15 protein-coding genes and 1 pseudogene are annotated in these 20,857 nt (G+C 59.6%); 9 read left to right on the forward strand and 7 right to left on the reverse strand.

Annotated features, from left to right (window positions below):
* Positions 1 to 267 precede the first annotated feature (267 nt).
* The 7 genes from CLU80_RS06880 to CLU80_RS06910 all read left to right on the forward strand — a co-directional run bounded on the left by CLU80_RS06880 (position 268) and on the right by CLU80_RS06910 (position 12,204).
* Positions 268 to 2,319, forward strand: coding sequence for a putative bifunctional diguanylate cyclase/phosphodiesterase (locus tag CLU80_RS06880; RefSeq protein ID WP_093430550.1), 2,052 nt, complete (start codon positions 268 to 270; stop codon positions 2,317 to 2,319).
* A gap of 211 nt (positions 2,320 to 2,530) precedes the next feature.
* Entirely contained in the window at positions 2,531 to 3,874 is a 1,344-nt protein-coding gene (locus CLU80_RS06885; RefSeq protein ID WP_093430551.1) for an imelysin family protein, read from the forward strand.
* 317 nt (positions 3,875 to 4,191) lie between these two features.
* Positions 4,192 to 5,619 (forward strand): di-heme oxidoreductase family protein, encoded by a 1,428-nt coding sequence (locus CLU80_RS06890; protein WP_099757041.1) that lies wholly within the window; start codon positions 4,192 to 4,194, stop codon positions 5,617 to 5,619.
* Positions 5,620 to 5,646: 27 nt separating this feature from the next.
* Complete coding sequence (locus CLU80_RS06895; RefSeq protein WP_099757042.1) at positions 5,647 to 6,711, forward strand: imelysin family protein; 1,065 nt, start codon at positions 5,647 to 5,649, stop codon at positions 6,709 to 6,711.
* Positions 6,712 to 6,725: 14 nt separating this feature from the next.
* Positions 6,726 to 7,826, forward strand: a complete 1,101-nt coding sequence (locus CLU80_RS06900; RefSeq protein ID WP_093430554.1) for a DUF1513 domain-containing protein — start codon at positions 6,726 to 6,728, stop codon at positions 7,824 to 7,826.
* Between the two features lie 180 nt (positions 7,827 to 8,006).
* A complete protein-coding gene (locus tag CLU80_RS06905; RefSeq protein ID WP_099757043.1) occupies positions 8,007 to 9,155 on the forward strand; it encodes an efflux RND transporter periplasmic adaptor subunit in 1,149 nt (382 codons plus the stop codon).
* Positions 9,156 to 9,168: 13 nt separating this feature from the next.
* Positions 9,169 to 12,204 (forward strand): multidrug efflux RND transporter permease subunit, encoded by a 3,036-nt coding sequence (locus CLU80_RS06910; RefSeq protein ID WP_099757044.1) that lies wholly within the window; start codon positions 9,169 to 9,171, stop codon positions 12,202 to 12,204.
* Between the two features lie 122 nt (positions 12,205 to 12,326).
* On the opposite strand, the gene CLU80_RS06915 is transcribed toward CLU80_RS06910, so the two are convergent.
* From CLU80_RS06915 to colR, 5 genes are all read right to left on the reverse strand, one after another.
* Positions 12,327 to 12,554: a hypothetical protein gene (locus CLU80_RS06915; RefSeq protein ID WP_093430557.1), complete on the reverse strand. Its 228-nt coding sequence runs from the start codon at positions 12,552 to 12,554 to the stop codon at positions 12,327 to 12,329.
* Between the two features lie 2 nt (positions 12,555 to 12,556).
* Positions 12,557 to 13,273: a lipopolysaccharide kinase InaA family protein gene (locus tag CLU80_RS06920; RefSeq protein WP_093430558.1), complete on the reverse strand. Its 717-nt coding sequence runs from the start codon at positions 13,271 to 13,273 to the stop codon at positions 12,557 to 12,559.
* Between the two features lie 4 nt (positions 13,274 to 13,277).
* Complete coding sequence (locus CLU80_RS06925) at positions 13,278 to 13,946, reverse strand: class I SAM-dependent methyltransferase (protein WP_093430559.1); 669 nt, start codon at positions 13,944 to 13,946, stop codon at positions 13,278 to 13,280.
* Between the two features lie 161 nt (positions 13,947 to 14,107).
* Positions 14,108 to 15,382: a sensor histidine kinase gene (locus tag CLU80_RS06930; protein WP_099757045.1), complete on the reverse strand. Its 1,275-nt coding sequence runs from the start codon at positions 15,380 to 15,382 to the stop codon at positions 14,108 to 14,110.
* A complete protein-coding gene (colR, locus tag CLU80_RS06935) occupies positions 15,372 to 16,055 on the reverse strand; it encodes a two-component system response regulator ColR (protein WP_041068401.1) in 684 nt (227 codons plus the stop codon). The genes CLU80_RS06930 and colR overlap by 11 nt, the downstream gene beginning before the upstream one ends.
* Positions 16,056 to 16,258: 203 nt before the next feature.
* On the opposite strand from colR, the gene CLU80_RS06940 reads away from it, so the two are divergent.
* Together CLU80_RS06940 and CLU80_RS06945 are read left to right on the forward strand one after the other, a co-directional pair.
* Positions 16,259 to 18,208 (forward strand): LTA synthase family protein, encoded by a 1,950-nt coding sequence (locus tag CLU80_RS06940; RefSeq protein ID WP_099757046.1) that lies wholly within the window; start codon positions 16,259 to 16,261, stop codon positions 18,206 to 18,208.
* A gap of 54 nt (positions 18,209 to 18,262) precedes the next feature.
* The gene (locus CLU80_RS06945) at positions 18,263 to 19,006 is read left to right on the forward strand and encodes a phosphatase PAP2 family protein (protein WP_093430562.1); all 744 of its coding nucleotides are present in this window, start codon (positions 18,263 to 18,265) and stop codon (positions 19,004 to 19,006) included.
* Between the two features lie 28 nt (positions 19,007 to 19,034).
* Here CLU80_RS06945 and CLU80_RS30620 read toward each other — a convergent pair.
* Both CLU80_RS30620 and groL read right to left on the reverse strand, forming a co-directional pair.
* Positions 19,035 to 19,142: pseudogene (locus CLU80_RS30620) on the reverse strand (metal ABC transporter ATP-binding protein); the annotation flags it as partial.
* A gap of 56 nt (positions 19,143 to 19,198) precedes the next feature.
* Positions 19,199 to 20,845 carry a chaperonin GroEL gene (gene groL / locus CLU80_RS06950; protein WP_093430563.1) on the reverse strand — a complete coding sequence of 549 codons (1,647 nt, stop codon included), beginning with the start codon at positions 20,843 to 20,845 and terminating at the stop codon, positions 19,199 to 19,201.
* Between the last annotated feature and the right edge of the window lie 12 nt (positions 20,846 to 20,857).

Raw genomic sequence — 20,857 nt, forward strand, 5'->3', positions numbered from 1 at the left:
TTCTCACGCTTAATGCTGTCTGCCGCTGCTTGCCGCCATGCCACAGCGGGCTAACATCAAAAAGAGGAAAAAATGCTGCGAACCGCTCAAGTTGAGGGGCGAAACTACCGACATAGTACAAATTAGGGCTAATACTCCAGACAGCAGCATTTCGGCCAAGGCTATGGGCGAATCGTCCCCGGTCTGATTGTCCCTTTGACTGCCAACTCGGGATTGCCAATACTCATGGCAACTTGACGCTACCCGCACGGAACAAGGAATAACCCTTTGAAGCTGGAACTCAAGAACAGCTTGTCGGTGAAGTTGCTCCGGGTCGTGCTCCTGTCGGCATTGATCGTCGGCGTAGTCTTGAGCTGCGCACAGATCGTTTTCGATGCTTACAAAACCCGCCAGGCCGTTGCCGGCGACGCCGAACGCATCCTCGACATGTTCCGCGATCCCTCGACCCAGGCGGTTTACAGCCTCGACCGGGAAATGGGCATGCAGGTGATCGAAGGCCTGTTCCAGGACGATGCCGTGCGTCAGGCCTCTATCGGCCATCCCAACGAAGCCATGCTCGCGCAGAAGTCCCGCGAATTGCAGCAGTCCAACAGCCGCTGGCTGACCGACCTGATTCTCGGCCAGGAACGCACCTTCACCACGCAACTGGTAGGGCGTGGTCCGTACAGCGAGTACTACGGCGACCTGAGCATCACCCTCGACACCGCCACCTATGGCGAGGGCTTTATCGTCAGTTCGGTGATCATCTTTATTTCCGGGGTTTTGCGCGCACTGGCGATGGGCCTGGTGTTGTATCTGGTCTATCACTGGCTGCTGACCAAGCCGTTGTCGCGGATCATCGAACACCTCACCGAGATCAACCCCGATCGCCCCAGCGAACACAAGATTCCGCAGCTCAAGGGCCACGAAAAAAACGAGCTGGGGATCTGGATCAACACCGCCAATCAGTTGCTTGAGTCGATCGAACGCAACACCCATCTGCGTCATGAAGCGGAAAACAGCCTGCTGCGCATGGCCCAGTACGACTTCCTCACCGGCCTGCCGAATCGCCAGCAACTCCAGCAGCAACTGGACAAGATTCTGGTCGACGCCGGCAAGCTGCAACGCCGGGTCGCGGTGTTGTGCGTGGGGCTGGATGATTTCAAAGGCATCAACGAGCAATTCAGCTACCAGACCGGCGACCAATTGTTGCTGGCCCTGGCCGATCGTCTGCGCGCCCACAGCGGCCGCCTCGGCGCCCTCGCCCGCCTCGGCGGCGACCAGTTCGCACTGGTACAAGCGGATATCGAGCAACCTTACGAAGCGGCCGAACTGGCGCAAAGCATCCTTGATGATCTGGAGGCGCCGTTCGCCCTCGACCATCAGGAAATCCGCCTGCGCGCGACCATTGGCATCACCCTGTTCCCGGAGGACGGCGACAGCACCGAGAAGCTGTTGCAGAAGGCCGAGCAGACCATGACCCTGGCCAAGACCCGCTCGCGCAACCGCTATCAGTTCTACATCGCCAGTGTAGATAGCGAGATGCGCCGTCGTCGTGAACTGGAAAAAGACCTGCGCGATGCGCTGTTGCGTGATCAGTTCTATCTCGTCTATCAGCCGCAGATCAGCTATCGCGATCACCGCGTGGTCGGCGTCGAAGCGCTGATTCGCTGGCAGCATCCGGAACACGGTCTGGTGCCGCCGGACCTGTTCATTCCGCTGGCAGAGCAGAACGGCACGATCATCGCCATTGGCGAATGGGTGCTCGATCAGGCCTGCAAGCAATTGCGCGAATGGCACGATATGGGTTTCGCCGACCTGCGCATGGCAGTGAATCTATCGACCGTGCAACTGCACCACGCCGAATTGCCGCGCGTGGTCAACAACCTGCTGCAGATGTACCGCCTGCCACCGCGCAGTCTGGAACTGGAGGTCACCGAAACCGGCCTGATGGAAGACATCAGCACCGCCGCCCAGCACTTGCTCAGCCTGCGCCGCTCTGGCGCTTTGATCGCCATCGATGACTTCGGCACCGGCTATTCATCCCTGAGCTATCTGAAAAGCCTGCCGCTGGACAAGATCAAGATCGACAAGAGCTTCGTTCAGGACCTGCTCGATGACGACGACGATGCGACCATCGTTCGCGCGATCATTCAACTGGGCAAGAGCCTGGGCATGCAGGTGATTGCCGAGGGCGTGGAAACCGCCGAACAGGAAAGCTACATCATCTCCGAAGGCTGCCACGAAGGTCAGGGTTACCACTACAGCAAACCGCTGCCGGCCCGGGAACTGGGCGCCTATCTCAAACAGGCGCAACGCAGTAACGCGGCCATTCTCTAGAAGATCGAAAGATTGCAGCCTGCGGCAGCTCCTACATTTGGAATGCGTTCCCACTGTAGGAGCTGCCGCAGGCTGCGATCTTTTGATCTGCGTAAATAAGAAATATTTCCAGCCACAACCCTTTACACATAATGCGAAAGATTTGCATTATGTCGCAGTTTTGCGCACCCCCAGCGCGAGTCCACTCAACTATCGAAGCAGGATGTTCGCCATGATTCGTATGCCTCTGGCTACCGCCAGTCTGCTGGCCATCGCTATTTCCCTCGCCGGTTGCGGCGAAGGCAAAGACAAGGCCGCCGCTCCGGCCGCACCGACCCCAGCCGCCAGCACCAGCGCACCTGCGGCGCCTGCCGCTGCCGGTAAAGTCGACGAAGCCGCCGCCAAGGCTGTGGTCGCGCACTACGCCGACATGGTCTTCGCCGTTTACAGCGATGCCGAATCCACCGCGAAAACCCTGCAGACCGCCGTCGACGCCTTCCTCGCCAAGCCCAACGCCGACACCCTGAAAGCCGCCAAGGCTGCCTGGGTCGCCGCGCGCGTTCCGTACCTGCAGAGCGAAGTGTTCCGCTTCGGCAACACCATCATCGACGATTGGGAAGGTCAGGTTAACGCCTGGCCACTGGACGAGGGTCTGATCGACTACGTCGACAAATCCTACGAGCACGCACTGGGTAACCCGGGCGCCACCGCCAACATCATTGCCAACACCGAAGTTCAGGTCGGCGAAGACAAGGTCGACGTCAAAGACATCACCCCGGAAAAACTCGCCAGCCTCAACGAGCTGGGCGGTTCCGAAGCCAACGTCGCCACCGGCTACCACGCGATCGAATTCCTGCTGTGGGGCCAGGACCTCAACGGCACCGGCCCTGGCGCTGGCAACCGTCCGGCCTCCGACTACCTGGAAGGCGCCGGCGCCACTGGCGGTCACAACGATCGTCGTCGTGCTTACCTGAAGTCCGTGACCCAACTGCTGGTCAGCGACCTGGAAGAAATGGTCGGCAACTGGAAGCCGAACGTGGCTGACAACTACCGTGCCACCCTGGAAGCCGAGCCGGGCGAAACCGGTCTGCGCAAAATGCTCTTCGGCATGGGCAGCCTGTCCCTGGGTGAACTGGCGGGCGAACGTATGAAGGTTTCCCTCGAAGCCAACTCCCCTGAAGACGAGCAGGATTGCTTCAGCGACAACACCCACAACTCGCACTTCTACGATGCCAAAGGCATTCGTAACGTCTACCTGGGCGAGTACACCCGTGTTGACGGCACCAAAATGACCGGCGCCAGCCTGTCGTCGCTGGTGGCCAAGGCCGACCCGGCTGCCGACACCGCACTGAAAGCCGATCTGGCCGCTACCGAAGCGAAGATCCAGGTCATGGTCGATCACGCCAACAAGGGTGAGCACTACGACCAACTGATCGCTGCCGGCAACACTGCGGGCAACCAGATCGTTCGCGACGCCATCGCCTCGCTGGTCAAGCAGACTGGTTCGATCGAAGCCGCTGCCGGCAAACTGGGCATCAGCGACCTGAACCCGGACAACGCTGATCACGAGTTCTGATCACTGCGTCCGATTCAAAAAAGGCGACCTTCGGGTCGCCTTTTTCATGCATGCCAAACACAACCCCCTGCTTCAAGGTGTACCCAATATCAAGTGCACCACCAATCCCTGTGGGAGCGAGCTTGCTCGCGAAGGCGGCATCTGGCGCAACACCAGCAGAGCGACGAACTCCGCTTTCGCGAGCAAGCTCGCTCCCACAAGGTTTGCATTGGCCTTTAGGTTTGCTTCATATCAAGCAAACGATAATTCCTCTTATTCAAACTCCTTCGCCCTGTTAGACTTTGCGCCTTTATTTTCGCCCGTCCGCAGGATGTCTGATGCCCTCGCTGCCTCTTCGCTTGTCCGCACTGTTGCTGGCCCTGGGCCTGAGTGCCTGCGATGACGCCCCGCGTTTCACCAAGGCTGAGCCGGGTGAAGCACGTTCGGGCGGTGCAGCGACCGTGCGCAAGACCGATCAGAACGCATTCTCCCTGCCCTCGGCCAACCTGCCACCGTCACGGCGAGTGGACTTCAGTGTCGGCAACAGTTTCTTCCGCAGCCCATGGGTGATCGCACCGTCGACCACCACGGCGCGCGATGGCCTCGGCCCGTTGTTCAACACCAACGCCTGCCAGAACTGCCACATCAAGGACGGTCGCGGCCACCCACCGACGCCGGATGCGGCCAACGCGGTGTCGATGCTGGTCAGGCTGTCGATCCCCGACGCGCCGGAATATGCCCGGCTCATCGAGCAGGCTGGCGTAGTGCCGGAGCCGGTCTACGGCGGTCAGTTCCAGGACATGGCCGTGCCCGGCGTCGCCCCGGAAGGCAAAGTGCGCGTCGATTACACGCCAGTGCCCGTGCGTTTCAAGGACGGCACCGAAGTCGAATTGCGCAAGCCAGTGTTGCAGATCACCCAACTGGGCTACGGCCCGATGCACCCGGACACGCGTTTCTCGGCCCGCGTTGCCCCGCCGATGATTGGTCTGGGCCTGCTCGAAGCGATCCCCGAAGAAGCGATTCTGGCCAACGCCGCCGCGCAAGCCAAAGACAACAAAGGCATCAATGGCCGTCCCAATCAGGTCTGGGATGATGCGTTGCAGAAGACCGTCATGGGCAGATTCGGCTGGAAAGCCGGGCAACCGAACCTCAATCAACAGAACGTCCACGCGTTTTCCGGTGACATGGGTCTCACCACCAGTCTGCGCCCCTTCGATGACTGCACCGAGGCGCAAACTGCCTGCAAACAGGCGCCAAACGGCAATGGCCCGGACGGCGAGCCGGAAGTCAGCGACAACATCCTGCGTCTGGTGCTGTTCTACAGCCGTAACCTCGCCGTACCCGCGCGGCGTGGCGTCAACGATGCACAAGTGCTGGCCGGCAAGAGCCTGTTTTTCCAGGCCGGCTGCCAGTCGTGCCATACACCGAAATACACCACCGCCGCCAACGCAGCCGAACCTGAACTGGCCAATCAGGTGATTCGTCCATACAGCGATCTGTTGCTGCATGACATGGGCGACGGCCTGGCCGACAACCGTACGGAATTCCAGGCCTCCGGCCGCGACTGGCGCACGCCGCCGTTGTGGGGGATCGGCCTGACGCAAGCCGTCAGCGGCCACACACAGTTTTTGCATGACGGTCGCGCGCGCAATCTGCTCGAAGCGGTGCTCTGGCATGGCGGCGAAGCACAAGCCGCGCAGCAACAGGTTTTGTCTTTCAATGCCGAGCAGCGTGCCGCGCTGCTGGCGTTTTTGAACTCACTTTAAACACTGAAAAAGAATCGGGAGCCCGACATGTTCCGTCCCAAGCTACTGTTCACCAGCCTTGCCGCGCTCGCCCTCGGCGCCTGCTCGCCACAGGATCCGCAAGCGGTCACGTCGGCGGCCATCGCCAAATCGGTGATCCTGCCGACCTACACCCGTTGGGTCGAGGCCGACAAGCAACTGGCGGTCAGCGCCCTCGCCTACTGCCAGGGCAAGGAAACCCTGGAAACCGCCCGCGCCGATTTCCTGCACGCGCAGAAAGCCTGGGCCGAGCTGCAACCGCTGCTGATCGGCCCGTTGGCCGAGGGCAACCGTTCGTGGCAGGTACAGTTCTGGCCGGACAAGAAGAACCTCGTCGGCCGTCAGGTCGAGCAACTGGTCGTCGCGCAGCCGCAGATCGACGCCGCCGCCCTGGCCAAATCGAGCGTAGTCGTTCAAGGTCTGTCGGCGTACGAGTACATCCTGTTCGACGCCAAGCCTGACGTGGCCAACGCCGAGCAGAAAGCCAAGTACTGCCCACTGCTGATCGCCATTGGCGAACGACAGAAGCAACTGGCCGAAGAGATTCTGCAGGGCTGGAACAACACTGACGGCATGCTCGCGCAGATGACCAAGTTCCCCAACCAGCGCTACGCCGACTCCCACGAAGCGATCGCCGATCTGCTGCGTGTGCAAGTCACTGCACTGGACACTCTGAAGAAAAAACTCGGCACGCCAATGGGCCGTCAGAGCAAAGGCGTGCCTCAACCGTTCCAAGCCGATGCCTGGCGCAGCCAGTCCTCGCTGACCGCACTGGAGGCCAGCCTCGCCGCTGCCAAAACCGTCTGGGAAGGTGTCGACAACAAAGGCCTGCGCAGCCTGCTGCCAAGCGATCAGAAGCCATTGGCCGACAAGATCGACGCGGCCTACGCCGCTTCGCTGAAACTGTTCGACAGCACTCAGCGTTCGCTCGGCGAAATGCTCGAAGACGACGCCGGTCGTCAGCAACTGAACGACATCTACGACAGCCTTAACGTGGTCCATCGCCTGCACGAAGGCGAACTGGCCAAGGCGCTGGGCATCCAACTGGGCTTCAACGCCAACGACGGTGACTGATGAGGGCAAGTGCCATGCTGCGACGTCAGGTTCTGACTTTAGGTAGTGCACTGCTGGGAGCAGTGACGCTGGGCGGCTGGACGCTGTTCAAACGCAAGGATCAGAGCCCGCTGTTGCTGTCGGCGCGCGACGACACCGACGGCAAACACTACGCCGTCGGCTATCGGCTGGATGGCACGCGGGTGTTCGCCACCGAAGTCGGGCAGCGTTGCCACGACATCATCAACCATCCGACGCAGCCGATTGCGCTGTTCGTCGCGCGGCGTCCGGGCACCGAAAGCTACCTGATCGACCTGCGCAACGGTAAGTTGCTGCAGACCGTGACCTCGCAGCCGAACCGGCACTTCTACGGCCACGCCGTGGTGCACAAGGACGGCGAATACCTGTACGCCACCGAGAACGACACCACCGATCCTGGCCGTGGCCTGCTCGGCGTCTACAAGTTCGAAGGCGAGCGACTGGTGCACACGGGCGAGATTTCCACCCACGGTCTCGGTCCGCATCAGGTGTCGTGGATGCCTGACGGCGAGACGCTGGTGGTGGCCAATGGCGGGATTCGTACCGAGGCGGAAAGCCGCGTCGACATGAACCTCAACGCCATGGAGCCAAGTCTGGTGCTGATGCAGCGCGATGGCACCCTGCTGAGCAAGGAAACGCTCGCCCAGCAGATGAACAGCGTGCGCCATCTGGGCATCGCCAGCGACGGCACCATCGTCGCCGGTCAGCAGTTCATGGGCGCCTCGCATGAGCGTTCGGAGTTGCTGGCGATCAAGCGTCCGGGGCAGCCGTTCGTGGCGTTCCCGGTGCCGGAGCATCAGTTGCAGTCGATGGGGCATTACACCGCAAGTGTTGCGGTGCACAGCGACTTGCGCCTGGTTGCGCTGACGGCGCCGCGTGGCAACCGCTTCTTTATCTGGGATCTGGACAGTGGCGAGGTGCGCCTCGACGCGCCGTTGCCCGATTGCGCGGGTGTGGGTGCGGTGAAGGACGGTTTTGTCGTGACCTCCGGGCAAGGACGTTGCCGTTACTACGATTGCCGTCAGGATGAGCTGCTGGCCAAGCCACTGGAATTACCGGCGGGGCTCTGGGACAACCATCTGCACTTGATGGCGTAAAACTGCCTTAAAAGATCGCAGCCTGCGGCAGCTCCTGCATTGGAATGCACTCCTCTGCAGGAACTGCCGCAGGCTCCGGTCTTTTTGCGCCCCCCTGTAAGAACTGCCAGTTGGAATCCCCCCTGTACTCGGAGTAATGTGCCCGCCTGTCTCACCTGATTTATCCAAGGAACTGGAAATATGCTGCGTCGCCGCATGCTGATCATGTTGGGTGTTGTTTTGTTGATCGTCCTGGTGCTGGGCGGATACAAAGCCTTTTCGATCTACACAATGATCCAGGGCTTTTCCAAGCCGAAACCGCCAATCAGCGTTGCCGTGGCCAATGCCACCGAGCAACCGTGGCAGATGCGTTTGCCCACCGTCGGCTCTCTCAAGGCGCTGCAAGGTGTCGAGCTGAGCCTGGAAGTGGCCGGCACCGTCACCGAACTCAAGTTCGAGTCCGGACAGAAGGTCAAGGCCGGGCAACCCTTGCTGCAACTCGACAGTGGCGTCGAAACTGCCCTGCTGGAAACCGCCAAGGCTGATCTCGGGCTGGCGCAACTGGACTTCGGCCGTGGCGCGCAACTGGTCGATAGCCGCGCAATCTCCAAAGGCGAGTACGACCGGCTCTCCGCTGTACTGCAGAAAAATAAAGCCACGGTCAATCAGCTCAACGCTTCGCTGGCGAAAAAACGCATCCTCGCACCGTTCAGCGGCACCATCGGCATCCGTCAGGTCGACGTCGGCGACTACCTCGCCAGCGGCACCAAAATCGCCACGCTGCAAGATCTGAGCAGCCTCTACGCCGACTTCTACCTGCCCGAACAATCGGTGCCGAAACTGGCCATCGGTCAGCCTGTGCAGATCGCTGTCGCCGCCTATCCCAAGCAAAACTTCGCCGGCAAGATCAGCGCGATCAACCCGATCGTCGAAAGCACAACGCGCAACATTCTGGTTCGCGCCACGCTGGCCAACCCCGACGGCAAATTGCTGCCGGGCATGTTCGCCAGCCTCGAGGTGCTGTTGCCGGATCCGCAGAAACACATTGTCGTGCCGGAGAGCGCGATCACCTACACCCTCTACGGCAACTCGATCTACGTGGTCGGGCAAAAGAAAGCCGAAGACGGCAGCGTCGAAAAGGACGACAAGGGCCAACCGGTGCTGATCGCCGAACGCCGCTTCATCGAAACCGGTGAACGCCGCGATGGCCTGGTGATGATCAAAAAGGGCGTGCAAAGTGGCGAACAAGTGGTGACGGCTGGCCAGATCAAACTGGACAACGGTGCCCACATTGCCATCAGCGACGACAAGACCCTCGGCGAGCAGAACAGTCCGCCGCGCGCCGACTGATCAAGGAAATCCCATGGCTTTTACTGATCCGTTCATTCGCCGCCCGGTGCTCGCCACCGTGGTCAGCCTGTTGATTGTGCTGCTGGGCTTTCAGGCCTGGAGCAAGTTGCCGCTGCGCCAATACCCGCAAATGGAAAACGCCCTGATCACGGTGACCACCGCTTATCCCGGAGCCAACGCCGAAACCATTCAGGGCTACATCACCCAGCCGATGCAGCAGAGCCTCGCCAGCGCCGAAGGCATCGACTACATGACTTCGGTCAGCCGGCAGAACTTCTCGGTGATCTCGATCTACGCGCGCATCGGCTCCAACACCGACCGTTTGTTCACCGAGCTGCTGGCCAAAGCCAACGAGGTGAAAAACAAGCTGCCACAGGACGCCGAAGACCCGGTGCTGAGCAAGGAGTCCGCCGACGCCTCGGCGCTGATGTACATCAGTTTCTTCAGCAAGGACTTGAGCAACCCGCAAATTACCGACTACCTGTCACGGGTGATCCAGCCAAAACTGGCGACCTTGCCGGGCATGGCCGAGGCGGAGATTCTCGGCAATCAGGTGTTCGCCATGCGCCTGTGGCTCGACCCGGTGAAACTCGCCGGTTTCGGCCTCAGCGCCAGCGATGTGACCAACGCCGTGCGCCAGTACAACTTCCTCTCCGCCGCCGGCGAAGTGAAAGGCGAGTATGTGGTCACCAGCATCAACGCCAACACCGAACTGAAATCCGCTGAAGCCTTCGCGGCGATTCCGCTCAAGGTCAGTGGCGACAGCCGCGTGTTGCTGAGTGATGTCGCGCGGGTGGAAATGGGCGCAGAAAACTACGATTCGATCAGCTCGTTTGGCGGCACGCCGTCGGTGTACATCGGCATCAAGGCCACCCCCGGCGCCAACCCGCTGGATGTGATCAAGGAAGTGCGCAAGCTGATGCCCGAGCTGGAAGCGCAACTGCCGCCGAACCTGAAAAGCGAGATCGCCTACGACGCCACGCTGTTTATCCAGGCCTCGATCGATGAAGTGGTAAAAACCCTGTTCGAGGCGGTGCTGATCGTCATCGTCGTGGTGTTCCTGTTCCTCGGCGCATTGCGCTCGGTGCTAATCCCGGTGGTGACCATTCCGCTGTCGATGATCGGCGTGATGTTCTTCATGCAGATGATGGGTTACTCGATGAACCTGCTGACGCTGCTGGCGATGGTGCTGGCCATCGGTCTGGTGGTGGACGATGCGATTGTCGTGGTGGAAAACATTCACCGGCATATCGAGGAAGGCAAGACGCCATTTGATGCGGCGCTGGAAGGCGCACGGGAAATCGCCATGCCGGTGGTGTCGATGACCATCACCCTGGCGGCGGTGTATGCGCCGATCGGTTTCCTCACCGGGCTGACCGGGGCGTTGTTCAAGGAGTTTGCGCTGACCCTGGCCGGCGCCGTGGTGATTTCCGGGATCGTCGCCCTGACCCTGTCGCCGATGATGTGCGCGTTTTTGCTGCGCCACGAGGAAAATCCCAGCGGCCTCGCGCATCGCCTCGACCGCATTTTTGACGGCCTCAAGCGCCGCTATCAGAGCATGCTGCACGGCACGCTGAACACGCGGCCGGTGGTGCTGGTGTTCGCAGTGATCGTGTTGTGCCTGATCCCGGTGTTTCTCAAGTTCACCAAATCGGAACTGGCCCCGGACGAAGATCAGGGCATCATTTTCATGATGGCCACTGCGCCGCAGCCAACCAACCTCGATTACCTGAGCACCTACACCGACGAATTCATCAAGATCTTCAAAGAGTTCCCGGAGTACTACTCCTCGTTCCAGATCAACGGCTACAACGGTGTACAGGCGGGGATCGGCGGCTTCCTGCTCAAGCCGTGGAATGAGCGCAGTCGCACGCAGATGCAGATCCTCCCCGAGGTACAAGGCAAACTGGGTGCCATCCCCGGCCTGCAGATCTTTGGTTTCAACCTGCCCTCCCTGCCCGGCACCGGCGAAGGCTTGCCGTTCGAGTTTGTGGTCAACACCGCCAACGACTATGAACTGCTGCTGCAAGTGGCTGACCGGATCAAGAAACGTGCAATGGAGTCGGGCAAGTTCGCCTTCGTCGATCTCGATCTGGCGTTCGACAAACCCGAGGTGGTGGTCGATATCGACCGCGCCAAAGCAGCGCAGATGGGCGTGTCGATGCAGGATCTCGGTGGCACGCTGGCGACGCTGTTGGGCGAGGCGGAAATCAACCGTTTCACCATTGATGGGCGCAGCTATAAGGTCATTGCCCAGGTCGAGCGCCCCTATCGCGATAACCCGGACTGGCTGAACAACTACTACGTGAAAAACACTCAGGGCGAGTTATTGCCGCTGTCGACGCTGATCAAGGTCAGCGACCGCGCACGACCGCGCCAGCTCAATCAGTTCCAGCAACTTAACGCCGCGAAGATCTCCGGTTTCCCGTTGGTGAGCATGGGTGAAGCCATCGACACCGTGTTGCAGATTGCCCGCGAAGAAGCACCGGCCGGGTTTGCTTTCGACTACGGCGGCGCATCGCGACAGTTCGTGCAGGAAGGCAGTGCCCTGTGGGTAACCTTCGCGCTGGCGCTGGCGATTATCTTTCTGGTGCTGGCGGCGCAATTCGAAAGCTTCCGCGATCCGCTGGTGATCCTGGTGACGGTGCCGTTGTCGATCTGCGGCGCGCTGATACCGCTATTCCTCGGCTGGTCGAGCATGAACATCTATACCCAGGTCGGGTTGGTGACGCTGATCGGGCTGATCAGTAAACACGGGATTCTGATCGTCGAGTTCGCCAACCAATTGCGCAAGGATAAAGGCCTGACGGCGCGTGAAGCCGTTGAGGAAGCGGCAGCGATTCGTTTACGCCCGGTGTTGATGACCACGGCGGCGATGGTGTTTGGCATGGTGCCGTTGATTCTCGCCACGGGTGCCGGCGCGGTCAGTCGGTTTGATATCGGCATGGTGATTGCCACGGGGATGTCGATTGGCACGTTGTTTACGCTGTTTGTGTTGCCGTGCGTTTACACCCTGCTGGCGAAACCCGATCCCAAACCAACCGCGTAACCCTGTGTGGGAACGCCGCCCGGAGCAGGCTCGCTCCCACATGGGTTGGCGTTTATCCATAAAATCCGCGCATAAAAAAAGGCCTCGCATCTGCGAGGCCTTTTATATGGGCTTCAATCGGTTCAACTCTGCGGCCTCATCCCTTGAGAAAGTCCGAACATGAACAACAACAGATCATGATCGGGTTTGGTCGCCACGGAGGCTTTTGCCACCCGTGGGACTGCGCAGTGGGCGTCGTCTACGGACGAGCCCACTACCTGCATGCGGGGCTGCTCCCAGGCAGCCACCGCCAATGACGCAACTGCCAAGGCTCCAACCAAAAACAAACCTCGTGCAATTTCTAGTTTCATCGCTATAAACCTTTGATAGCGCTGCCAAACGCCGTCTCATAAAAGTAGACGAGTTTTTTCCAGTCCGTGTCGCGGAACGACGAATGGCGGCGCAATTGCTTCATGTCGTGGGAAGCGGCGCGATAGGCGGTCAGACGCTGGCGGCATTTCTCCAGATCGATCAACGCGACTTCGACCTTGGCCGACTCGCCTTCGCCCGTCACACGCACAAACACGTGTTTGATGTAGATGCAGCTGTGCTGCCAACGGCCTTTGTGCATGCGCGCCAGGTTCTCGGCGAGGTCCTTGAGCACGCGCTCATAAACCACATCACCGCACTGATCGCGACCGCCGGCAGCCGCCAGCCAATGTTCCAGTTCCTGGAAACCGTCCAGGGACTTGGTGACCAGCAGAGCGCGCCATTTGTGCTGCGGATCAGGCTGAGCGCCGCAGAAAACGATTTGCGGCACGCGCACACCGAGCTTGCTCACGCCGGTCAGCGCATCAAGTTCACGCAAAACAGTAGGACGGCCAAAAGGGTGCAACCAACTGCGATAGATGTGACCGGTCTGGCGCTTGGCATACAGCAGTTGACCATCGCGCCCCACGACCCTTTGCACGCCACTTTCCCCGCCACGTCGAACATTGGGTTCTTCCACCCACTCGCCGCGCTGGTTCCAGTAAAAGTCAAAGCGATCTTGCGGAGCGACATCCGTTTCTGCTGCAAATTGCACTGCCATCCTGTTACCTCTTGCGTAATACGTAAACCCGCCACATGGCGTAGAGCGGAATAAAGTCCAGTTGTTCCTGAATCCGAAAACCTGCTTCCTCGAACTCCTTTTCCACCGTAGCGGCCGGTAACACAAAGCGATTCTGATACTCGCGTTTGTCACGGTTGCGCTCGGCTCGCTGGCGTTTCCAGGCTTTGAAATTGCCATCAACCCACAGCGAAACGATCACACTGTCCCGGGTAACGCGCTCGAATTCGCGCAGAATCGCCCGGCGATGCTCGGCTTCACCGATGTGGTGGAGCAGACGCATGCAGAAAATGCTGTCGACGGCGTTGTCAGGCAAGGCAATATCGAAGGCAGAGGTGTGCAAGGGTTGTACCCGTTTCACCACATCGGCCGGTTGCGACTGCATTGCCGTCTTGATCATCGATTCGGAATTGTCCGCGCCGATAATCACCCGGTTGGCCTTTTCGCCCAACAAGGGCCAGAAACGCCCGGCACCGCAAGGCAGATCCAGCACCAGTCCCGGTTCACCCACCGACGCCAGCGCCTTGCGGGCCAGCTGTTCGTCACGCCAGTGGGAGAGACGCCGTCCAAGGCTTTCTTTGTGCTTGCGCAGGTATTTCTGCGCGTGTTGATCGTCGTACTTCTCGGAAAAATCGAGTTTGATCGGACCGGCCATCACCTGGACTCCTGAATTGCTGATGTCACCACCTTAAGGAGCGGCGTGTCAGCGTCAGGTCATCCATTTGTGAAAAAAATGTCCGGTAAACAGACAAATTATTACAGCGTTATACAGGAATTAGACAGGAAGGAGGGAGTAGCATCGAGCCACTCCGTGCGTCAGATTTTGCCCAGATCCACCTCGAAGCGGCAGCCATTGGGTTCCATCGTGCTCAGGCTGACAGTCCAGCCCTGGTTCTCGCAGATCCGCTGCACCAGCGACAATCCCAACCCCAAGCCTTCGCCGCGCTTTTCGCTGCCACGCACGAAAGGCTCGAACATGGCTTCGCGTTTTTCTTCCGGAATGCCGACACCGGAGTCTTCCACCACAAAGCCGTTGGTCGTCAGTGTCAGGCGAATGAAGCCCTTCTCGGTGTAGTGACAAGCGTTGCGCAACAGGTTGCCCATCACCGCGGTCAACAACGTTGCGTTGTAGCACGTGGTCGGCGGATTTCCCGGCTCGAACTGCAAGGTCAGCCTTTTGCTTTCGATCGGCTCACGCCACACGCACAACAAGCTGTCCGCGACTTGAGCGAGATTCTGTTGCGGCGCCGAACCAGCATCTTCGCGTTGAGAGCGGGCGAGCATCAGGAAGGTCTGCACCAGCTCGCGCATTTCCTCACTGGCCCGGGCAATGCGCTCGACCTGATTGCGCCCACGCTGATCGATGGCCGGGTTTTCCATCAGCAGTTCACAGGAGCTGGCCAATACCATCAACGGCGTGCGCAACTCGTGACTGACATCGCTGGTGAACAATCTTTCACGTGTCAGCGCCTGACGCAGACGCCCCAGCGTGGCATCGAACGCCACCGCCAGTTCGCCCACTTCGTCTGCCGCGTAATCCGGTGCCAGCGGCGGCGCCAGACCAAGCAACTGATCGCGATGGCGTACCTGCCGGGCCAGGCGCACCACCGGCGCCATTACCTTGCGCGCCAGCACCCAACCGAGGAATACCGCCAGGGCCAGGCTGAGCACAAAGCCCACCAGTACCACGGCAAACAGCACCCGCTCGCGCTCTTCGAAATCGCTTTGATCCTGCAGCAGCACATAACGCCGACCGTCGACGACTTCGACCATCGCGTGATACGACAGCTGCTCGCGGAACACTTCATGGAAACCCGCATCGAGGTGACGCAGGTCCTTGGGCAGCTCGAAATCGCCCGGGCCGCCACTGAAATAGAACAACTGGTCGGGTTCCGGGCGATGGCTCCAGTCCGAAACGTTGTCCATCAGCAGAAGCCGTTGCAGATCGCCGCCCAGCCCCGCCGAAATCAGTTTTTCTTCCACCAGGTGCACGGTCGCGACGATACCCATGGCAAAGGCCCCCGCGACCAGCGCGCTCATCAGCGCAAAGGCAATGATGATCCGCTGGGAAAGGCTTTGCTTAAACTCCATCGCGGCCCTCGGCCAAGCGATAACCGACGCCGTGCACGGTTTGCAGCAATGGCTTGGCAAACGGTTTATCGATCACCTGACGCAATTGGTGGACGTGGCTGCGCAGGCTGTCGCTGTCCGGGCAATCATCGCCCCACAGCGCTTCTTCGAGAATTTCCCGACGCAGGACGTGCGGGCTCTTCTGCATCAACACCGCCAGCAGCTTGAGGCCGACCGGATTGAGTTTCAGCAGTTTGCCTTCGCGGGTAACCTCGAGCGTGTCGAGATCATAGCTCAGATCACCGACCTGCAACGCCCGGCGCCCGCCACCCTGGGTCCGACGCATCACTGCTTCGACGCGCGCGGCCAGCTCGGACAAGGCGAAGGGTTTGACCAGGTAATCGTCAGCCCCGGACTTGAAACCCTGGAGACGATCGTCCAGTTGATCGCGAGCGGTCAGCATGATCACTGGCGTGTCCCGACGGGCGTCTTCACGCAGACGTTTGCACAGGGTGTAGCCATCGATGCCGGGCAACATGATGTCGAGCACGATCAGGTCGTAATGCTCGGTGGCCGCCAGGTGCAGGCCCGACAGACCGTCCTGGGCGCAATCGACGGTATAGCCTTTGAGCCCCAGATAATCGGCCAGATTGGCGAGGATATCGCGGTTGTCTTCAACCAATAGAATTCGCATGGGCACTCCTCCGTACACAGTAACGGCCGTCATGGCTCGCGCAGCTTAAGGCCATCGCCAGCTCAGAGCTAGGGCTGAAAGCCTCGTAAATCAACTCTCTCAAGCAAATTCAAACCTTAACGAGTTTTTCACTATTGGTTCACAACCTGACTACAGTGACAACGCGAGACTCTCGCGCCATTAGATATAAGGAAATGTAGACAATGGACTTTTTCAAGACGGCGCCTGTGCGCCTTCTGTTGCTGGTCACCGGTGTGTGGCTGCTGGTATTTCTCCTGACTCGAACCGTTCTGTTGCTGACTCATCTGGATGAGGCCGGCGGTGGCACGCTTTCGCTGTTTGGCATCGGCTTGCTGTATGACTTGGGGTTTCTTGCCTATGCGGCGTTGCCGATGGGCCTGTACCTGTTGCTCTGCCCGCCGGCCCTGTGGCGCCGCCGTGGCCATCGCTGGTTTCTGCAAGGGCTGCTGACCGTCAGCCTGTTCGCCATGCTGTTCGTGGCGGTGGCCGAGTGGCTGTTCTGGGACGAGTTCGGTGTGCGCTTCAACTTCATCGCGGTCGACTATCTGGTGTATTCCGACGAAGTGCTGAACAACGTGCTGGAGTCTTACCCGATCGGCACGCTGCTGAGCATTCTGGCGTTGCTGGCCGTCGCGCTCGGTTTTGCCCTGCGCAAACCGTTCAATGCCGCGCTGAATGCGCCATTGCCGCCGCTGCGTGGGCGCCTGCTCAATGCCCTGGGGCTGTTGATCATTGCCGGTCTGAGCCTGCAACTGCTCAGCCAGGATGCGCCACGTGCGCAAGGTGGCAATGCCTATCAGAACGAACTGGCCAGCAACGGCCCGTATCAGTTCTTCGCCGCGTTCCGGAACAACGAACTGGATTACACGCAGTTCTACAGCAGCCACACGCCCGAGGTGGTCGCCCGACAGATTCGCGCCGAACTGAGCGAGCCCAACGCGCGCTTCATCGGTCAGGACCCACAGGACATCCGCCGGATGATCGACAATCCCGGCACTGCGCGTACACCCAACATCGTCCTGGTCACCATCGAAAGCCTCAGCGCCAAATACCTGGGCAGTAACGGCGACAAACGCGACCTGACGCCCAATCTGGATGCGCTGCGTAAACAGAGCCTGTATTTCAGCAATTTCTACGCCACCGGCACCCGCACCGACCGCGGCCTGGAAGCCATCACACTGGCCATCCCACCAACCCCGGGGCGTTCGATCGTCAAGCGTATCGGTCGCGAGAGCGGTTTTGCCAGCCTTGGCCAGCAACTCAGCGCGGTGGGTTACGACAGCGTGTTCGTTTACGGTGGCCGCGGCTACTTCGACAACATGAACGCGTTCTTCAGTGGCAACGGCTATCGGGTGGTCGACCAGAGCAGCGTTGATGAAACCGAGATTCACTTCAAGAACGCCTGGGGCATGGCCGACGAGGATCTGTACAAACAGACGCTGAAGCTGGCCGATGCCGACTATGCTAAACAGCAACCGTTTCTGTTGCAGTTGATGACCACCTCCAACCATCGTCCCTACACCTACCCGGACGACCGGATCGACATCAAATCCGGTAACGGTCGCGATGGCGCGGTGAAATACACCGACTATGCGATTGGCCAGTTCCTCGACCAGGCGCGGCAAAAACCGTGGTTCGACAACACGATCTTCATCTTCGTCGCCGATCACACGGCGGGCAGCGCCGGTAAAGAAGACTTGCCGATTGCCAACTATCAAATTCCGCTGTTCATTTATGCACCGAAGCTGATCGAGCCTCGCGAGAATGGCCAACTGGCGAGCCAGATCGACTTGGCACCGACACTGCTGGGCTTGTTGAACATGGATTACGAGTCGACTTTCTTCGGGCGCAACCTGCTACAGGACAACCCACTGCCACCACGCGTCGTGGTCGGCAACTACCAGCATCTGGGCCTGTTTGACGGCAAGGATCTGGCGATCCTCAGCCCGCGCCAAGGCTTGCGTCGGCATGACGATGCGCTGACCGAGAGCCGCGAATCGCGGGCCTCCAGCGATGATCCGTTGATCAGCCGCGCCATCACCTATTACCAAACCGCCAGTTATGGCTTCAAGCAACAGCTGCTTGCCTGGAAAGCACCCAAGGAGGGTGTTCCACAAGTCAGCGAACGTTAATTGAAACGCCCCGGGCTGATGCCCCGGGGCGTTTTCTTTTGTTCAGGATCCGACATGTCATCAAGTGTTGTACGCCCTACCCCTCGCCCGCTGAATCTGTGGCTGTATCTGGGTATTCCAATCATCGCGGCGATAAGCCTGATTCTGCTGGAAATGACCGACCTGGACATGGTGCTGGCGCGGTTGTTCTATGACCCGGTGGCTGGCGACTTCATTGGCCGCCACAGTTTTTTCCTGGAAGACATCCTGCACGATCGCGCCAAGCAGGTGGTGATCGCGTTTTCGGTGTTTGCGGTGCTGGGGTTTCTCGGCTCGTTCTTCGTCGGCAGACTGAAACCGTTCAAGCGCGAACTGGGTTGTCTGGTGCTGTCGCTGGGCCTGGCGACCTCGTTCGTCACCCCGGTCAAAGCCGTAACGGCGGTGCAGTGCCCATGGAGCCTGGAGCAATTTGGCGGCCATGAAACCTACAGCAAACTGATGGAACATCGTCCACAAACCGACAAACCTGGCCGTTGCTGGCCTGGTGGTCATGCGGCGACGGGGTTCACCTTGTTTGCGCTGTTCTTTGTCCTGCGTGATCGCCGTCCGCGTCTGGCCCGTCAGGCGTTTATCTTTGCCTTTGCGCTGGGTTCGGTGTTTTCGATCAGCCGGATGATGCAGGGTGCGCACTTCTTTTCGCACAACGTGTGGACGGCGATTTTCTGCTGGCTGATTTGCCTGGGGTCGTATTACTGGGTGCTGTATCGCCCGGCGGTGAAAACCGAGGCCGTGGTCAAGGCACAACCGGTCAGCGCCTGACATATAAATCCAATTGTGGGAGCTAGCCTGCTCGCGAATGCGGTGTGTCATTCAACATTAATGTTGGCTGATCCGACGCCTTCGCGAGCAGGCTCGCTCCCACAGGGGATTGGTGTGAAGCTGAAATTTGGGCAATAAAAAACCCCGCTGGCTTGCGCCAGCGGGGTTTTGCGTTACAGGGGTAAGGCTGGCTTACATCATGCCGCCCATGCCACCCATGCCGCCCATGTCTGGCATGCCGCCGCCTGCAGCGCCGTCTTTCTTCGGCGCGTCAGCTACAGCTGCTTCGGTGGTCAGGATCAGACCGCCGATCGACGATGCCGCTTGCAGAGCGGAACGAGTCACCTTGGTTGGGTCCAGGATGCCCATTTCGATCATGTCGCCGTATTCGCCAGTCGCAGCGTTGTAACCGAAGTTACCTTTGCCGTTCTTGACTTCGTTGACGACAACGCTTGGCTCGTCGCCGCTGTTGGCAGCGATCTGACGCAGCGGTGCTTCAACAGCGCGACGCAGCACAGCGATACCCACGTCCTGATCAGCGTTGTCGCCTTTCAGGTCAACCAGGGTTTGCAAAGCGCGGATCAGCGCAACGCCACCGCCAGGTACCACGCCTTCTTCAACGGCTGCACGGGTTGCGTGCAGGGCGTCTTCAACGCGGGCCTTCTTCTCTTTCATTTCAACTTCGGAACCAGCGCCAACCTTGATCACTGCAACGCCGCCGGACAGCTTGGCCAGACGCTCTTGCAGTTTTTCACGGTCGTAGTCCGAGGAAGTTTCAGCAACCTGAGCACGGATCTGAGCGATACGCGCCTGGATGTCGGAATCTGCACCGGCACCGTCAACGATGATGGTGTTTTCCTTGGAAATGGTCACACGCTTGGCGCTGCCCAGGTTTTCCAGGGTAGCGGCTTCCAGGCTCAGGCCGATCTCTTCGGAGATAACGGTACCGCCGGTCAGAACTGCGATGTCCTGCAGCATGGCCTTGCGACGGTCGCCGAAGCCTGGCGCCTTGACGGCTGCGACTTTGACGATGCCACGCATGTTGTTCACAACCAGAGTCGCCAGGGCTTCGCCTTCAACGTCTTCGGAAACGATCAGCAGTGGACGGCCGGCTTTGGCAACGGCTTCCAGCACTGGCAGCATTTCACGGATGTTCGAGATCTTTTTGTCGACCAGCAGGATCAGCGGGCTGTCCAGCTCGGCAACCATGGTCTCTGGCTTGTTGACGAAGTACGGGGACAGGTAGCCACGGTCGAACTGCATGCCTTCAACAACCGACAGTTCGTTTTCCAGGCCAGTGCCTTCTTCAACGGTGATCACGCCTTCTTTACCGACTTTTTCCATGGCTTCGGCAATGATGTCGCCGATGGAGTTGTCGGAGTTGGCGGAGATGGTGCCTACCTGAGCGATTGCCTTGGTGTCAGCGCATGGCTTGGACAGGTTCTTCAGCTCTTTGACGATAGCGATGGTCGCTTTGTCGATACCGCGCTTCAGGTCCATCGGGTTCATGCCGGCAGCGACGGCTTTCAGGCCTTCGTTGACGATCGACTGAGCCAGAACGGTAGCGGTGGTAGTACCGTCACCAGCGTCATCGTTGGCACGGGAGGCAACGTCTTTGACCAGCTGCGCGCCCATGTTTTCGAAGCGATCTTCGAGTTCGATTTCTTTGGCGACGGAAACGCCGTCCTTGGTGATGGTCGGAGCGCCGAAGCTCTTCTCGATGATCACGTTACGGCCTTTCGGGCCCAGGGTCGCTTTTACTGCGTCAGCCAGGACGTTGACGCCCTTGAGCATTTTTTTACGGGCGGAATCGCCAAACAGAACTTCTTTAGCAGCCATGATCGATATTCC

It is taken from the genome of Pseudomonas sp. 29, from assembly GCF_002754355.1.
Taxonomy (GTDB): domain Bacteria; phylum Pseudomonadota; class Gammaproteobacteria; order Pseudomonadales; family Pseudomonadaceae; genus Aquipseudomonas; species Aquipseudomonas neuropathica.

Bases quoted from the DNA above. Each gene is read 5' to 3' on its own strand.
- CLU80_RS06885 (WP_093430551.1), top strand. From the start codon at position 2,531: ATGATTCGTATGCCTCTGGCTACCGCCAGTCTGCTGGCCATCGCTATT.
- CLU80_RS06890 (WP_099757041.1), top strand. From the start codon at position 4,192: ATGCCCTCGCTGCCTCTTCGCTTGTCCGCACTGTTGCTGGCCCTGGGC.
- CLU80_RS06895 (WP_099757042.1), top strand. From the start codon at position 5,647: ATGTTCCGTCCCAAGCTACTGTTCACCAGCCTTGCCGCGCTCGCCCTC.
- CLU80_RS06900 (WP_093430554.1), top strand. From the start codon at position 6,726: ATGCTGCGACGTCAGGTTCTGACTTTAGGTAGTGCACTGCTGGGAGCA.
- CLU80_RS06905 (WP_099757043.1), top strand. From the start codon at position 8,007: ATGCTGCGTCGCCGCATGCTGATCATGTTGGGTGTTGTTTTGTTGATC.
- CLU80_RS06910 (WP_099757044.1), top strand. From the start codon at position 9,169: ATGGCTTTTACTGATCCGTTCATTCGCCGCCCGGTGCTCGCCACCGTG.
- CLU80_RS06915 (WP_093430557.1), bottom strand. From the start codon at position 12,554: ATGAAACTAGAAATTGCACGAGGTTTGTTTTTGGTTGGAGCCTTGGCA.
- CLU80_RS06920 (WP_093430558.1), bottom strand. From the start codon at position 13,273: ATGGCAGTGCAATTTGCAGCAGAAACGGATGTCGCTCCGCAAGATCGC.
- CLU80_RS06925 (WP_093430559.1), bottom strand. From the start codon at position 13,946: ATGGCCGGTCCGATCAAACTCGATTTTTCCGAGAAGTACGACGATCAA.
- CLU80_RS06930 (WP_099757045.1), bottom strand. From the start codon at position 15,382: ATGGAGTTTAAGCAAAGCCTTTCCCAGCGGATCATCATTGCCTTTGCG.
- colR (WP_041068401.1), bottom strand. From the start codon at position 16,055: ATGCGAATTCTATTGGTTGAAGACAACCGCGATATCCTCGCCAATCTG.
- CLU80_RS06940 (WP_099757046.1), top strand. From the start codon at position 16,259: ATGGACTTTTTCAAGACGGCGCCTGTGCGCCTTCTGTTGCTGGTCACC.
- CLU80_RS06945 (WP_093430562.1), top strand. From the start codon at position 18,263: ATGTCATCAAGTGTTGTACGCCCTACCCCTCGCCCGCTGAATCTGTGG.
- groL (WP_093430563.1), bottom strand. From the start codon at position 20,845: ATGGCTGCTAAAGAAGTTCTGTTTGGCGATTCCGCCCGTAAAAAAATG.